General features: G+C 62.1%; 15 protein-coding genes. 11 read left to right on the top strand and 4 right to left on the bottom strand.

Going from position 1 to position 15,432, the window contains the following annotated elements; all coding sequences use genetic code 11:
- Nucleotides 1-58 precede the first annotated feature (58 nt).
- Together AF337_RS21510 and AF337_RS21505 are read right to left on the bottom strand one after the other, a co-directional pair.
- Complete coding sequence (locus AF337_RS21510; protein ID WP_049733709.1) at nt 59-298, bottom strand: DUF2934 domain-containing protein; 240 nt, start codon at nt 296-298, stop codon at nt 59-61.
- 25 nt (nt 299-323) lie between these two features.
- Entirely contained in the window at nt 324-566 is a 243-nt protein-coding gene (locus AF337_RS21505; RefSeq protein WP_049733708.1) for a hypothetical protein, read from the bottom strand.
- 349 nt (nt 567-915) lie between these two features.
- Between AF337_RS21505 and AF337_RS21500 the strand changes: the two genes are divergently transcribed.
- Both AF337_RS21500 and AF337_RS21495 read left to right on the top strand, forming a co-directional pair.
- Complete coding sequence (locus AF337_RS21500; RefSeq protein ID WP_049733707.1) at nt 916-1,299, top strand: BRA0787 family protein; 384 nt, start codon at nt 916-918, stop codon at nt 1,297-1,299.
- A 115-nt stretch (nt 1,300-1,414) separates the two neighbouring features.
- Nucleotides 1,415-1,828 carry a DUF4174 domain-containing protein gene (locus tag AF337_RS21495; protein WP_049733721.1) on the top strand — a complete coding sequence of 138 codons (414 nt, stop codon included), beginning with the start codon at nt 1,415-1,417 and terminating at the stop codon, nt 1,826-1,828.
- Between the two features lie 42 nt (nt 1,829-1,870).
- Here AF337_RS21495 and AF337_RS21490 read toward each other — a convergent pair whose 3' ends face one another.
- A complete protein-coding gene (locus tag AF337_RS21490; RefSeq protein WP_049733706.1) occupies nt 1,871-2,581 on the bottom strand; it encodes a GntR family transcriptional regulator in 711 nt (236 codons plus the stop codon).
- Between the two features lie 266 nt (nt 2,582-2,847).
- Between AF337_RS21490 and AF337_RS21485 the strand changes: the two genes are divergently transcribed.
- The 8 genes from AF337_RS21485 (at nt 2,848) to AF337_RS21450 (ending at nt 9,970) form a co-directional block, all read left to right on the top strand.
- Complete coding sequence (locus AF337_RS21485) at nt 2,848-3,936, top strand: ABC transporter ATP-binding protein (protein ID WP_049733705.1); 1,089 nt, start codon at nt 2,848-2,850, stop codon at nt 3,934-3,936.
- Nucleotides 3,937-3,980: 44 nt separating this feature from the next.
- Nucleotides 3,981-5,279: an ABC transporter substrate-binding protein gene (locus tag AF337_RS21480; protein WP_049733704.1), complete on the top strand. Its 1,299-nt coding sequence runs from the start codon at nt 3,981-3,983 to the stop codon at nt 5,277-5,279.
- Between the two features lie 267 nt (nt 5,280-5,546).
- A complete protein-coding gene (locus AF337_RS21475) occupies nt 5,547-6,461 on the top strand; it encodes an ABC transporter permease (protein ID WP_049733703.1) in 915 nt (304 codons plus the stop codon).
- Between the two features lies 1 nt (nt 6,462).
- Nucleotides 6,463-7,284, top strand: a complete 822-nt coding sequence (locus tag AF337_RS21470) for an ABC transporter permease (protein ID WP_049733702.1) — start codon at nt 6,463-6,465, stop codon at nt 7,282-7,284.
- Between the two features lies 1 nt (nt 7,285).
- Nucleotides 7,286-8,020 carry an aspartate/glutamate racemase family protein gene (locus tag AF337_RS21465; protein ID WP_049733701.1) on the top strand — a complete coding sequence of 245 codons (735 nt, stop codon included), beginning with the start codon at nt 7,286-7,288 and terminating at the stop codon, nt 8,018-8,020.
- A gap of 3 nt (nt 8,021-8,023) precedes the next feature.
- A complete protein-coding gene (locus tag AF337_RS21460; protein WP_049733700.1) occupies nt 8,024-8,635 on the top strand; it encodes a flavin reductase family protein in 612 nt (203 codons plus the stop codon).
- Between the two features lie 88 nt (nt 8,636-8,723).
- Nucleotides 8,724-9,218: a heme-degrading domain-containing protein gene (locus tag AF337_RS21455; protein WP_049733720.1), complete on the top strand. Its 495-nt coding sequence runs from the start codon at nt 8,724-8,726 to the stop codon at nt 9,216-9,218.
- A 128-nt stretch (nt 9,219-9,346) separates the two neighbouring features.
- A complete protein-coding gene (locus tag AF337_RS21450; RefSeq protein WP_049733699.1) occupies nt 9,347-9,970 on the top strand; it encodes a DUF2799 domain-containing protein in 624 nt (207 codons plus the stop codon).
- Nucleotides 9,971-10,074: 104 nt separating this feature from the next.
- Here the strand turns inward: AF337_RS21450 and AF337_RS21445 are convergent, their stop codons facing one another.
- Nucleotides 10,075-11,319, bottom strand: coding sequence for an AGE family epimerase/isomerase (locus AF337_RS21445; RefSeq protein WP_049733698.1), 1,245 nt, complete (start codon nt 11,317-11,319; stop codon nt 10,075-10,077).
- 171 nt (nt 11,320-11,490) lie between these two features.
- On the opposite strand from AF337_RS21445, the gene metH reads away from it, so the two are divergent.
- The gene (gene metH / locus AF337_RS21440; protein WP_049733697.1) at nt 11,491-15,264 is read left to right on the top strand and encodes a methionine synthase; all 3,774 of its coding nucleotides are present in this window, start codon (nt 11,491-11,493) and stop codon (nt 15,262-15,264) included.
- Nucleotides 15,265-15,432: the final 168 nt, after the last annotated feature.

Raw genomic sequence — 15,432 nt, 5'->3', positions numbered from 1 at the left:
ATTCAAAACCGCCGGGGCTCTAATCGCCGCTGGATGAAAGTTCAGTGGCAGGTCAAGATCAGCCAACCTTGGTCGACGGGTTGATCCAGTCCTCGCGCAGTATTTCGGGCTTCGGCTGCTTCGGGCGAAATTTCACCAGGACCTCGCGGCCGTCGATGGAGGCCTTCGTGCGTTCCAGTGCATTGCGTTCGGCAACCGCCTGGCGCCAGTGATCGTCATCGCGTCCGTCTGGACGGCCCTGTTCTTCCCAGATCGCGTAGGCCCTTTTGCTGATCCATTCGTGGCGTCTGTCGCTCATCTATCCATTCCATGTGTGAAAGGTGTTATTCGGCAATTCTGTCCTGCGGAAGCGGTCTTTCCTGCGGAAGCGGTCTGTCGTGGCGAACGGGCAGGCGGCGCTTGGCGGCCATCAGCAGGTCGAGTTCGATCGAGGAGGGCCCGAAACGGGTGAACAGGCTTTCGGCCTGCTCGCCGCCCAGGCCGTATTTGGAAGCGAATTCGTCAAGGCTGTAAGGGCGGCCGCGCACGACCCTGCTTCGGCGCTCCGATTCACGGATTTGCGTCATTGGTGATTCCCCAGACTGTTTTTCGAAGTGTGAGAACAAAACAGATTACAGCGGCAAAAGTTCCGTGATTTTTCAGGGTTTTTTCGCCACTGCAGGGCGGTCCAGAGGCTGTGGCATGGAATTTCACGAACGGCTGCTGGTTGGAAAATTTCGCCTAAAAGACGCAAGAAAATCAGCGCGTTATGGAATTGGCTTCCGCGAGGGCGGATAAATGGGCTTTACCCCGGCGCGTTAGTCTATAGAATCAATCGTGTTAATCGGTTCGCAGGGGCAGCAAAACGCTCCGTTCCCGCGTTGGCGCGACCGATACCGGAGGACTTTGGCTTCAACCCATCAAGAGGAGACAGACATGATGAATGCCCTGCCGCCACTTCATGACGGCCACGCGCCGTTTACCCTCCAGCAGCTGTTTCGCGAAGCGCTTTATGCCTTCGAGGAATGGGACAGCGAATTGACCGAACCGATCGTGACCTACGAAGGACGGGTCGTCCCCATCGGCTTCGTTTTCGAAGCCATGCGCGAATGCACCGACATCGTGCCGATGAACATCGTCGGCGCTGTCACCGAGCGGCTGACCAAGCCGTGGGAGGGCGAAGGCCCGCTCGACCAGATGACCTTCTCGACGGCGGCGCGCGTCATGCGCGTGCTGGTGCGCAAGCGCCTTCTTGCCAACGGCACGGTCGATCTCGTCGCCGTTTCGGCTCACGCAGCAGAAGACCAGAGCCGCGACTGACGGGAAAAGGATCGCGGCCCTGGCTGCGATCCTTTTCCGCTTTCCGGCGGAACCTCGCCCCTTGCCAGCCGTTTACTGGCATGCCCGCCGCCAGTGCGGGTGAGGAATGAGCACCATGCTGAAATCCATCGTTCAAGAAATCATCGGCACGCCGCGGCGTGAGCCGGAACTTCCGCAATCGCTCGAGCAATTTCGCGACAGGAAGCGGGTGCTGATCATCTTTGCCGATGCGCAGGACGACCGTGCCGTCATCCAGGACGAATGGCTGCGGAACGCGCATATGCGTCTCATCGAGGAAGACATCGAGGTTTTCATCATCGCCGGCGGCGGCGCTTTCTCGCTGCTCGACGACGGCTCCGAACTCGATGCCGACGATGTCAGAGAGCGGCTGCAGGGGCCGCCATCCGGTGAGTTCGGGCTGATCCTGATCGGGCGCGACGGAACCGTGAAACTGCGCTCGAGCGAGCCGAGGCCCGCGGAGGATATTTTCGCGGCCCTTGAGATGCTGCCCAAGCGGACGCCCTGGTAGGGTTCGGAACACCGCGGACGCGCGTCCGACGTCTCCTGCTTCTTAAAGCTCGAAGGCTTCCTTGAGGCCGAGGCTCTTGCGCTCGCGCAGGTCGAGATCGGTCTCGATATGGGCGATGTGATGCAGCATCAGCCGGCAGGCGCGGTCGAGGTCGCTGCTTTCGATCGCCGAGATGATCTCGCCATGTTCGGAATGGCCGCAGCTCGATGCGGTGGATTGGCCGTAAAGGGCAATCACCAGGGAGGAGCGGGCAACGAGCTCTTCCATGAAGCGCTGCATGATTGCATTGCCTGAGATCTCCGCCAGCATCAGGTGGAAATCGCCCGACGCCTTGATCTCGGCGCGGCGCGCCGTCTGGCCGCGTTCGCTCATCAGCCGCCCTTCCTCCAGCAACAGCTGTTTCAGCTGGCTGATATCATCCGCGGTGATCCGCGCCGCCGCCTCACGCAATATGCCGGGTTCGACCAGGCGGCGGGCGGAAAAGATCTGGCGGGCCTCCTCCGGCGAGGGATAGGCGACGAAGGCGCCGCGGTTCTTCTCGACGCTGACGAGGCCCTCATAGGAGAGCGCCTGCAGGGCGGCGCGGGCGAGCGTGCGGCTGACGTTGAAGAGATTGCCGACATCGCTTTCGGAAAGCTTGGTGCCGGGTGAAAGCCGGCGCTCGACGATCGCCTCGCGAATGGCGTCGCGGATCTGTTGCGCGCCGGTTTCGGCGGAGTCTTCGGCCTGCATAGCCTTGGCGGCGGATTTCATGAAATCATTCCCTGATGGCGGGCAAACCATATCCGGCTTCGCGGCAAAAGTTAAACGGAATTTGTGCCCGAAACGCCGGCGGAATTGTATACGATTTTCTGCACAAATTGAGCACGAAAGCCTAAATCATGTGCAGACACTGCCTAGCCCATAATTTTACCTCGCGGATGGATCGTCGATAAAACCGTTTTTTCACAATGGTTTGGTCGGTGAAACGGAATCTGGCACGGCAGATGCATCGTCTTTTCCAAACAGGGGAAGGCATGATGTCGAAAGCGGCAGAGATCGATATAGTATCCGTTTCGAAGGTCTATGGGGCGACAACGGCCGTCCATGCCATCAGCCTGAAAATTCCGGCCGGCGCCTATTGCTGCTTCCTCGGCCCATCGGGCTGCGGCAAGACCTCGACGCTGCGCATGATTGCCGGCCATGAGAGCATTTCGTCGGGCGATATCCGGCTCGGCAATACTGTTGTCACCGATTTTCCGCCGGCCAGGCGCGGCACGGCGATGATGTTCCAGTCCTATGCGCTGTTTCCGCATCTCGATCTCATCGACAATGTCGCCTTCAGCCTGAAGATGAAGGGCGTCGACAAGGCCGAGCGGCGGGCCAAGGCGCTCGACCTGCTGAAGCTGATGCAGATGGAGCCCTATGCCTCCAGGCGCCCGGCCCAGCTTTCCGGCGGCCAGCAGCAGCGTGTGGCGCTGGCGCGCGCGCTGATCACCGATCCGGAGGCGCTGCTGCTCGACGAGCCGCTGTCGGCGCTCGATCCATTCCTGAAGATCCGCATGCGCGCCGAACTCAAGAAACTGCAGAAGTCGCTCGGTATCACCTTCGTCCATGTCACCCACAGCCAGGAAGAGGCGATGGCGCTCGCCGATATCATGGTCATCATGAATGACGGCCGGATCGAGCAGGCGGCTGCGCCCCGCGAAGTGTTTGAGAAGCCGGCAACCGCCTTCGTCGCCCGCTTCATGGGCGATCACAACGTGCTCAGCGGCCGGGTGACCTCAAGCGACAACGGCGTGCTCGTCATGACTGTGCCGGAGGGGCAGAGCTTTTCCGTGCGCGGGGCAGGCAGGGAGGTCGGCGAACCGGTCGATATCGGCATCCGCACCGACCGCGTGCGCCTGCAGGTGGCGACGGAATGGACGCTCGGCTTCAACGGCACCGTCTCCAACGTCGAATATCGCGGCTCCTCGGTGAAGATCACCGTTATCGGCGCCGGCAGCGACGACTTCACCGTCATATCAGACGACAGCGACTATTTCGCCCGGCCGGTTTCTGTCGGCGATGCCGTTGCGCTCAGCTGGGCGCTCGAGGATGCCGTGCTTCTCGGCCGCTCTTCCGCATGACCATCACCAACCATCCTTCCGCATCAACAAAAAGGGGAACTGACATGACGACTGAAACCACATCGACCAAGGCTGGGAAGGGTCTTTCCCGCCGCACGCTGCTGAAGACGGGGGCTGCCGCCGTCGGCGCCATCGCCGGCTCCGGCGTGATCACCGGCTTCCCGACAATCTGGGCGAAGACGAACATCACGCTTCGCCAGTTCGGCACCGGCGTCTCGAACATCAATGCCATCGCCGAAAAGTGCAAGGCCGATCTCGGCATCACGCTGGAGATGACGGCGACCGATTCCGACGCCGCCGCCCAGCGCGCCGTCACCCAGCCCGACAGCTACGACATTGCCGATATCGAATACTGGATCGCCAAGAAGGTGTTCCCGACAGGCGTGCTGCAGCCGATGGACGTCAAGAAGCTGAAATATTACGACAAGATCGTGCCGCTGTTCATCAACGGCAAGCTGAAGCCGGACAGCGTCATCGCCCAGGGCACGGCGCCGCACACGGTCGGCTTCGTCGAGGCGCAGGGTTCCAAGAAATTCGCCAAGGAGCCGACGCAGTGGATGACGATGGTTCCGACCATCTACAATGCCGACACGCTCGGCATCCGTCCCGATCTCACCGGCCGTCCGATCACCAGCTGGGCCGATATTCTCGATCCGGCCTTCAAGGGCAAGACCGCTATCCTCAACATTCCGTCGATCGGCATCATGGATGCCGCGATGATCATGGAGGCCTCCGGCAAGATCAAATATGCCGACAAGGGCAACATGACCAAGGAAGAGATCGACAAGACGATCGAATTCCTGATCAAGACCAAGGGCGAGGGCCAGTTCCGCGCCTTCTGGAAGTCGTTCGACGAGTCGGTCAACCTGATGGCCTCGGGCGAAGTCGTCATCCAGTCGATGTGGTCGCCGGCCGTTGCCGCCGTCCGCTCCAAGGGCATCGCCTGCACCTTCCAGCCGCTCAAGGAAGGCTACCGCGCCTGGGGCGGCGGTCTCGGCCTTGCCTCGCATCTGAAGGGCGCCGAGCTCGACGCGGCTTACGAGTACATCAACTGGTACACATCAGGCTGGGTCGGCGGCTATCTCAACCGCCAGGGCTACTATTCCGCCTGCATGGACACCGCCAAGAACTTCATGTCGGCTGACGAATGGGGCTACTGGATCGAGGGCAAGGCGGCGCAGGGCGATATCCTGTCGCCTGAGGGCAAGGTCATGGAAAAGGCCGGAGCCGTCCGCGACGGCGGTTCCTTCGAAGCCCGCATGGGCGCCGTCGCCTGCTGGAACTCGGTGATGGACGAAGACCGCTACATGGTCCGCCGCTGGAACGAGTTCATCGCCGCCTGATGCAGGTCGGCGTGTGCCGCTTTCCCCTCCCCAACCCTCCCCACAAGGGGGAGGGAGCCCGGCGAGGTTGCGGCAGAGAAACTCCCTCCCCCTTGTGGGGAGGGTTGGGGAGGGGTCTTTTTTTGAGCCCTCCCTATCCGACGCAAGGTCCGCGGTAGCCAAGGCGCTGCCGCGCTTCCCTTCTCCCCGCCTGCGGGGAGAAGGTGCCGGCAGGCGGATGAGGGGCATCCCTCGTCTGCCGGAATATGGATAAAGGGAGAACCGGATATGGCAACCATCGCAGCAGATACGGAAGAGGGCAGCCACGGCGCCCGCGGCGGCCGCGCCTTCCGCCTCTCCCCCTCGGCCATCTCCTATCTCCAGGCGACACCGCTGATCGCCATTCTCGGTTTCTTCTTCCTGCTGCCGATCGCCATGATCGCGGTCGTCAGCTTCTGGGATTATGATTTCGCCGGCCTCTATCCCGATTTTCTCACCATGAACTACACCGATACGCTCGGTTCATGGGTGACGTGGAAGACCTATCTCAACACGCTGAAATTCACCGCCATCGTCTGGGGGCTGACGCTTCTCATCGGTTTCTGGGTTGCCTATTTCCTGGCCTTCCACATCCGCAAGACCTCGACGCAGATGATCCTCTTCCTTGTCTGCACCGTGCCGTTCATGACCTCGAACATCATCCGCATGATCTCGTGGATCCCGGTGCTCGGGCGCAATGGCCTCGTCAATTCGTCGCTGATCAAGATGGGTATCATCCCGCAGCCGATCGAATGGCTGCTCTATTCCGATTTTGCCGTCGTGCTTGCGATGGTGCATCTCTATACGCTGTTCATGGTGACGCCGATCTTCAACACGCTGATGCGCATCGACCGGTCGCTATTCGAGGCGGCGCGCGATGCCGGCGCGTCGGGCTGGCAGGTGCTGTGGAACGTCGTCATTCCGCTCGCCAAGCCCGGCATGGCGATCGGCTCGATCTTCGTCGTCACCCTCGTCATGGCCGATTTTTCGACGGTGCAGGTGATGTCCGGTGGCCAGAGCGCCTCGGTGGCGCTGATGATGAAGAACCAGATGTCGCTGCTGCAATATCCGGCCGCTGCCGCCAATGCCGTGGTGCTGCTGGCCGTGGTGCTCCTGATGGTCGCGGCCATCCTGCGCGTCGTCGACATCCGCAAGGAGCTTTGAGATGAACCACGAAAAACGCGGCCTCGAATTCTATCTGCTGGCGATCTTCTTCGCCGTCTTCGTGCTGTTCCTCTACGGCCCGCTCTCGGCGATCCTGATCCTCTCCTTCCAGGGGCCGGACGGCGGCCTGACCTTCCCGATGAACGGCGTTTCCACCCACTGGTTCTTCAACCTGTTCGAAAAGCAGGCGGTCGGCGATTTCGGCGCCTCTTTCCGCCGGTCCTTCACCCTCGGGCTGATGGTGATGGTCGTGACCGTCACGGTGTCGCTGCTTGCCGGCCTTGCCTTCCGCCGCCGTTTCCGCGGCTCGACTGCGCTGTTCTATGCCACGGTCGCCAGCCTCGTGGTGCCGTCGATCATCGTCTCGCTCGGCATCGGCGTCGTCTTCCAGGAGGGAGGGCTGAAGCCCGCCTGGTATTCCTCGGCCTTCGGCGCGCATCTCACCTGGACGCTGCCCTTCGGCGTGCTGATCATGTTTGCCGTCTTCAACCGCTTCTCGCCGGCCTATGAGGAGGCGGCGCGCGACCTCGGCGCCAGCTCCTGGCAGACCTTCCGCCATGTCGTGCTGCCGATGATCGCGCCAAGCCTGATCGGCGTCGGCCTATTCGGCTTCACGCTCTCCTATGACGAATTCGCCCGCACGCTGATGACCTCGGGCAGCTACAACACGCTGCCGCTCGAAATCTACGGCATGACCACCAATGTCACGACGCCGGTGCTCTATGCGCTCGGCACAGTGACGACACTGTTTTCCTTCACCATCATTCTCATCGCGCTCGGCATCATGATCATGCTCGGCCGGCGGCAGGCAAAGATCAACTGACATGCGCATTCTCATCGTCAATCCGAACACCACGGCCTCCATGACCGAGAAGGCCGCCACTGCCGCGCGCGCGGTGGCCGCGTCCGGCACGGAAATCATCGCCGCCACTTCGCAAATGGGGCCTGTTTCCATCGAAGGCCATTACGATGGGGCGCTGGCGATCCCCGGCCTGCTTTCCGAACTGAAGGAGCGGCAGGTGGCGGGCTATGACGCGGCCGTCATCGCCTGCTTCGACGATACCGGCCTTGAAGCGGCGCGCAGCTTTGCCGACGTGCCGATCCTCGGGCTTTGCGAATCCGCCGTCGCAACGGCCGGCTTCCTGGCGCAGCGCTTTACCGTGGTGACGACGCTGGAGCGCTCGCGGGTGCTGATCGACAATCTGGTGCGCCGCTACGGCATGGGCGAGCGCGCCAAGGTGCGCGCCTCCGACATTCCGGTGCTGGAGCTCGAAGATGCGGCATCGGGCGCAATCTGCAAGCTCAGGGCCGAGATCGAGCGGGCGCTGGAAGAAGACGGTGCCGAGGCGATCGTGCTCGGCTGCGCCGGCATGACGGATCTGGCTAGGGAATTGCAGGATATTTACGGCGTGCCCGTCATTGACGGCGTCGCAGCCGCCGTCAAGCAGGCCGAGGCGCTGGTCTCGCTCGGGCTTTCCACGAGCAAGCGCGGCTCCTACGCCTCGCCGCTGCCAAAACCCTTCACCGGCGCGATGAGCGCCTTCTCGCTGGCCGGCTGAGCCATGGCCGTTTCCTTCGACTTCACAGAGCTTTCCGAGCGCCAGCGTTACAAGCTGATGATCGGCACGATCATTCCGCGACCGATCGCGCTGGTGACGACGGTCGATGAACACGGCCGGATCAACGCCGCCCCATTCAGCTTCTTCAACTGCCTGTCGGCCGATCCGCCGATTCTGGCGATCGGCGTCGAGAACAATGCCGACATGTCATTCAAGGACACCGGCCACAATATCCGCATGACCGAGGTCTTCACGGTCAATATCGTGTCTTTCGCCATCGCCGAGGCGATGCATGTTTGCGGCGCCAAATATCCGCGCGGTGTCGACGAGCTGAAGCAAGCGGGATTGACGGCGATGGCGGGGGAGAAGGTGGCTTCGCCCTGGATTGCCGAGGCGCCGGCCGCCTTCGAATGCCGGCGGCATGTGACGCTGGAGCTCGGCCGCTCGCGGCAGATCGTCATGGGCGAGATCGTCTACGCGCATTACCGCGACGGCGTCGTCGATCCGGAACGGCTGCATGTCGATCCGGCCGCCGTCGATGCCATTGCGCGGCTCGGTGGCGATACCTGCGCCACAACGCGCGACCGTTTCGAGATGCTGACGCCGAAGCTCTGAGCTGGGGCAGATCCAAGTTTTGCTTTACTTTTTCGCCTCTCGCGAGAATGGTCTGCAACGGATCATTGCGGCAGAGGAGCGCCTTATCATGACACTCGACGACGATCTCAACCGGATCGCGGAGCAGGAAAAAGCGCTGAGCTTCGATGCCTTCGACCTGACGACGGCATGGCAGCTCGGCAAGCTCCTGCAGGAACTCGCCACCGAGCGCGGCCTCGGGATTGCGATCGATGTGACCCTGCATTCGATGCCGGTCTTCTATGCCGCGCTGCCGGGGGTGACGCCCGATAATGTCAATTGGGTTCGCCGCAAACGCAACATGGTGCTGCGCTATTTCCGCAGCAGCTATGCCTCCGGCCTGAAGCTCGGCAAGGACGGCAAGACGGTCGAGGATAACGGGCTTTCCGGCGCCGATTATGCGCCGCATGGCGGCAGTTTCCCGATCAACGTCAAGGGCACCGGCTGCATCGGCGCGGTCACCGTCTCCGGCCTGCCGCAGCGCGACGACCATAATCTCGCGGTCGAGGCGCTGGCGCTGATGCTGGCGAAGGACCTGGATACGCTGCGGCTCGCTCCGCTCTGAGTGGGTTTCTGCCGTAATTTCGACAGAAAAAAGCCATGAAAAGTGCAAAATCGCGTCGCCGCTCCGGTGACGCGGGCTTGTCCTGTGGTTAAGGTGCGGCATCGCCTTCCTCAACTCCCCGGGACGCCATGATCCGCCTCTTCCTTGCGCTTGCCGCTGTTGCCGGCTTCGGCCTTCTCCTTGCCTCCTGCAACACGCTCTCCAAGGAGGAATGTGTGGCCGCCGACTGGCGGGTGATCGGCGAGAGCGACGGTGCGGCGGGCTACGAGCCGCAGCAGCGCTTTGCCGCGCATGCGAAATCCTGCGAGCGGGTGAAGATCGTGCCGGATCAGACGATCTGGTTCCAGGGATATCAGTCCGGGCTGGTGCGCTACTGCACGCCGCTGAGCGGCCTGGCGCGCGGCCAGGCTGGCAGCGGCTATGCCAATGTCTGCCCGCCGGAAACCGCTTCGGGCTTCCTGCGCGGCTTCAATCTCGGAGCCAAGCAGCACGGGCTGCAGGAGCGCTTCAACTCGATGCAGAACGACTACAGCACCAAGGAGGCTGAGATCGACCAGCTTTCCGACAGGCTGAAGGATGCGAAGGACGGCGACAGGTCGGAATTGCGCCGGCGGATCGAGGATCTGGAAGACGACATGCACGACATCCGCCGCGACCAGCGCGACGTGCAGGACGAACTCGACCGCGTCAACGAGGATGTCGAATGGTTCCAGCGCAACCCGGCGGCCGAATTGCGGGCGCCGGGTTACTGAGCCTCAGAGCATGTCTCGCAAAAGTGTGCAGCGGTTTTGCGATAAAGACATGCGCACACAAAGACCTAAAGCGTGACAAGCGATCTGAAAGATTGCGACACGCTTTAGAGCTTGCCGCCGGCTTCGGTGATGCCCTTCGTCAGGCTGCCGGTTGCCGGGAAAAGCGGGATGAGGCAGGCCTGCAGGGCATGGTAGATGTCGCCCTTGCCGGGGAAGAGCGAATGGGCGGGAACGAGGTCTTCCGTCAGTTCCTCGTGCCAGCCGCCATTCCTGTGGTCGATGAAGGCGCGTTCGATCACGTTCCAAATCTTGCGGTAGCATTCCTCGTGGTCGTCGCTCGGCAGATGCTCGTTGAGGAAGTGGGCTGCGGCAGCACCCTCGCAGGCCGGCCACCAGAGCTTGTTACGCTTGGCGGGCTTGTCGTCCCAGTCGAGCGTATAGAAGAAGCCGCCCTTGTCATTGTCCCAGCCGAGCGCCATCGACTGCTCGAAGAGCGCCTTGGCCGCATCCGGCATCCATTCGATGCGTTTGCCGCCGAGCACCCAGAGCTGCAGGATGAGGCGGGCCCATTCCAGCCAGTGGCCGGGCGTCGTGCCGGCCGGGCGGAACATTTCGTTCGGATGATAATATTGCTTGTCGAGCTTCCAGTCGGCGTCGAAATGCTCGGCGACGCGCCAATCGACCGAGCCCGCCTGCCGGCGGATGACGAGATCGGCGATGCTTTCGGCCTTGGTCAGGTAGTCCCGGTCGCCTGATGCTTCGAAGGCGGCCATCAGCGCTTCGGTCAGGTGCATGTTGGAGTTCTGGCCGCGATAGGCGCCGCCGTCGAGCGGCTGCCAGTCGGCGGTGAATTCCTCGGCGATGGCGCCGTGGCGCGGTTCCCAGAACCTGCTGTTGAGGATTTCGGTGATGTCGGACAGCATGCCGTCGGCCAGCGGATGGCCGATCGTCTTGGCGGAGGAGGCGGCCAGCAGCACGAAAGCGTGGCCATAACCCTGCTTGGTGGTATCGACCGGGCCGTCATTGTTCAGCGACCAGAAATAGCCGCCGTTTTTGCGGTCGCGATGATGGTTCCAGAGATAGTCCATGCCGTGGTCGACGAGGTCGCTCGCACCCGGGCGGCCGAGCAGCGTGCCGATCGAGAAGCAATGCACCGCGCGCGCGGCGATATGGATGCCGCGCACCTGGCCCTCGGCGTCAAGCGGCCTGCCGCTGTCGTCGAGATCGTAGAAGCCGCCCTTGGGGTTCAGCGAATTATGCTGGAAGAAATCGAAGAGGCCGTTTGCCTGGGCGAGCAGCCAGCCGCGGTGATAGGCGCGGCTCGTCCAGTTTCCAAGCACGGGTGCCATGACATTTCCTCCGATTTCGTGGGCGATGCTTTTGAAATGCCTATATAGGGGCCATTCGAGTCTGTCATGGGGCCAGGCTTGCAAAGCACGAAATCGACAGGCATATATTGACATAAAGATATCTTTATGTGATTTGAACTGTCTGGTCTTACGACGTCAAGGAGCCCTCCCGTGTTCGATACTCTCTTTGGTCCGGAAACGGGCAAACGTGACGGCAATGAAGTCTTCGCAGCGCTGCGCAAAGCCGCGAGCGAACGCATCCTCGTCCTCGACGGCGCCATGGGCACGCAGATCCAGGGGCTCGGCTATGACGAAGACCAGTTCCGCGGCACCCGCTTCATCGGCTGCGCCTGCCACCAGAAGGGCAATAACGACCTTCTGATCCTGACCCAGCCGGATGCGATCGAAGAGATCCATTACAAATACGCCATGGCCGGCGCCGATATTCTCGAGACCAACACCTTCTCCTCGACCCGCATCGCGCAGGCCGATTACGCGATGGAAGGGGCTGTCTACGACCTCAACAAGGAAGGCGCGGAGATCGTCCGCCGGGCAGCACAGCGTGCCGAGCGCGAGGACGGCCGCCGCCGCTTCGTCGCCGGCGCCATCGGCCCGACCAACCGCACTGCCTCGATCTCGCCCGATGTCAACAACCCGGGCTTCCGGGCCGTCACCTTTGACGATCTGCGCTCCGCCTATGGCGAACAGATCGACGGCCTGATCGACGGCGGCGCCGACATCATTCTGATCGAGACGATCTTCGACACGCTGAACGCCAAGGCGGCGATCTTCGCCTGCGAGGAGCGCTTCGAGGCCAAGGGCGTGCGCCTGCCGGTGATGATCTCCGGCACGATCACCGACCTTTCCGGCCGCACACTCTCCGGCCAGACGCCGTCGGCCTTCTGGAACTCGGTGCGCCACGCCAATCCCTTCACGATCGGCCTCAACTGCGCGCTCGGCGCCAATGCGATGCGCCCGCACCTGCAGGAGCTTTCGGGTGTGGCCGATACTTTCATCTGCGCCTATCCGAATGCCGGCCTGCCGAACGAATTCGGCCAGTATGACGAAACGCCGGAACTGATGGCGGCCCAGATCGACAGCTTCGCCCGCGAAGGCCTGGTCAACATCGTCGGCGGCTGCTGCGGCTCGACGCCGGAACATATCCGCGCGATCGCCGAGACCGTGGCGAAATACAAGCCGCGGCCGATCCCCGAGCACCGCCCCTTCATGTCGCTGTCGGGCCTCGAACCTTTCGAGCTGACCAAGGACATTCCCTTCGTCAATGTCGGCGAGCGCACCAACGTCACCGGCTCGGCGAAGTTCCGCAAGCTGATCACCAATGCCGATTACACGGCGGCACTCGATGTCGCGCGCGACCAGGTCGAAAACGGCGCGCAGGTGATCGACATCAACATGGACGAGGGCCTGATCGATTCCGAAAAGGCGATGGTCGAGTTCCTCAACCTGATCGCTGCCGAGCCCGATATCGCCCGCGTGCCCGTGATGATCGATAGTTCGAAATTCTCGATCATCGAATCCGGCCTGAAGCGCGTCCAGGGCAAGCCGATCGTCAACTCGATCTCGCTGAAGGAAGGCGAGGAGAATTTCCTCGCCCAGGCGCGGCTGTTGCACAATTACGGCGCGGCCGTCGTCGTCATGGCCTTCGACGAGACGGGGCAGGCCGACAGCTATGAGCGCAAGGTGGAGATCTGCACGCGCGCCTACAAGCTTCTGACCGAAAAGATCGGTTTCCCGCCCGAGGACATCATCTTCGACCCGAACATCTTCGCGGTCGCGACCGGCATCGAGGAGCACAATAATTACGGCGTCGATTTCATCGAGGCGACGCGGACGATCCGTGAGCGCATGCCGCTCGTGCATATCTCCGGCGGCGTCTCGAACCTGTCCTTCTCGTTCCGCGGCAACGAGCCGGTGCGCGAGGCGATGCATGCCGTGTTCCTCTACCACGCCATCCAGGCGGGCATGGACATGGGCATCGTCAATGCCGGCCAGCTGGCGGTCTACGACAATATCGATCCCGAACTGCGCGAGGCCTGCGAGGACGTGGTGCTGAACCGCCGTGCCGACGGCACCGAGCGGCTGCTCGAAGTCGCCGAGCGCTTCCGTGGCGCCGGCGCCAGGGAAGGCCGGGTTCAGGATCTCTCCTGGCGCGAATGGAGCGTCGAGAAGCGTCTCGAACATGCGCTTGTGAACGGCATTACCGAATATATCGAAGCCGATACCGAAGAAGCGCGCCAGCAGGCCGCCCGGCCGCTGCATGTCATCGAAGGGCCGCTGATGGCCGGCATGAACGTCGTCGGCGATCTCTTCGGTTCGGGCAAGATGTTCCTGCCGCAGGTGGTCAAATCGGCGCGCGTCATGAAGCAGGCGGTCGCCGTGCTGCTGCCCTACATGGAAGAGGAAAAACGCCTGAACGGCGGCGAGGAGCGTCGCTCGGCCGGCAAGATCCTGATGGCGACGGTCAAGGGCGATGTGCACGATATCGGCAAGAATATCGTCGGCGTTGTGCTCGCCTGTAACAATTACGAGATCGTCGACCTCGGCGTCATGGTGCCGGCGACGAAGATTCTCGAAACGGCGATCGCCGAGAAGGTCGATGTCATCGGCCTTTCAGGCCTGATCACGCCGTCGCTCGACGAGATGGTGCATGTCGCGGCCGAAATGGAACGGCAGGGTTTCGACATCCCGCTGCTGATCGGCGGGGCGACGACCAGCCGCGTGCATACGGCCGTCAAGATCCATCCCGGCTACAACAAGGGCCAGGCGATCTACGTCACCGATGCGAGCCGCGCTGTCGGCGTCGTCTCGGCGCTGCTCTCGCCGGAAACGCGCCAGGGCTATGTCGACGATACAAGGGCCGAATATGCCAAGGTGGCGGCCGCCCATGCCCGCAGCGAAGCCGAGAAGGTGCGCCTGCCGCTACCGCGGGCTCGCGAGAATGCGCATAAGGTCGACTGGCCTGCCTACAAGCCGACAAAGCCGCAATTCTTCGGTACGCGGGTGTTCGAGGATTACGATCTGGCCGAGCTTGCCAGATATATCGACTGGACGCCGTTCTTCCAGACCTGGGAACTGCGCGGCCGTTACCCTGCCATCCTCGAAGACGAGAAGCAGGGCGAGGCGGCGCGTGCACTCTGGGCGGATGCGCAGGCGATGCTCAAGAAGATCATCGACGAGAAGTGGTTCCGCCCGCGCGCCGTCATCGGCTTCTGGCCGGCCGGCGCCGTCGGCGACGATATCCGCCTGTTTACCGACGAGAGCCGCAGCCGGGAGCTCGCCACCTTCTACACGTTGCGCCAGCAGCTTTCGAAGCGGGACGGGCGGCCGAACGTGGCGCTCTCCGATTTCGTCGCCCCTGTCGCAAGCGGTGTGCCTGATTATATGGGCGGCTTCGTTGTGACATCAGGCATCGAGGAAATCGCCATCGCCGAGCGCTTCGAACGTGCCAATGACGATTATTCCTCGATCCTCGTCAAGGCGCTGGCCGACCGCTTCGCCGAAGCCTTCGCCGAGCGCATGCATGAGCAGGTGCGCCGCGAATATTGGGGCTATGCGAAGGATGAGACGCTCAGCAAAGAGGATCTCATTGCCGAAGCCTATGCCGGTATTCGGCCGGCGCCCGGTTATCCCGCCCAGCCCGATCACACCGAGAAGGCAACGCTTTTCAAGCTGTTGGATGCGGAAAAGGCGGCTGGCGTCAAGCTGACGGAGAGCTATGCGATGTGGCCGGGTTCATCGGTCTCCGGCCTCTATATCGGCCACCCCGACTCCTATTACTTCGGCGTCGCCAAGGTGGAGCGCGATCAGGTGGAAGACTATGCCAAGCGTAAGGGTATGGAAGTTTCCGAAGTCGAACGCTGGCTCGGGCCGGTGCTCAACTACGTGCCGCGCAAGACGGGCGAGGAGATCGAGGACGCGGCCTGATTTGGCGAGTCTTCGCAGTCGCTTGAGGCGGCGCGCTCAGGAACTGATTCAATGAATGAAAGCCGGGAAGTGATTCACTTTCCGGCTTTATGATTTTGATATGGTTCAATAATTATCCGAATTTTCGAATTCGGTAGCGGAATTCGTGGTGAGGTGATATGATTAGCT

The sequence above is a fragment of the Rhizobium ecuadorense genome (assembly GCF_001187535.1).
In the GTDB taxonomy this organism is placed as follows: domain Bacteria; phylum Pseudomonadota; class Alphaproteobacteria; order Rhizobiales; family Rhizobiaceae; genus Rhizobium; species Rhizobium ecuadorense.
The sequence above is the reverse complement of the archived record's forward strand: the minus strand, read 5'-3'. Positions and strand labels throughout refer to the sequence as shown.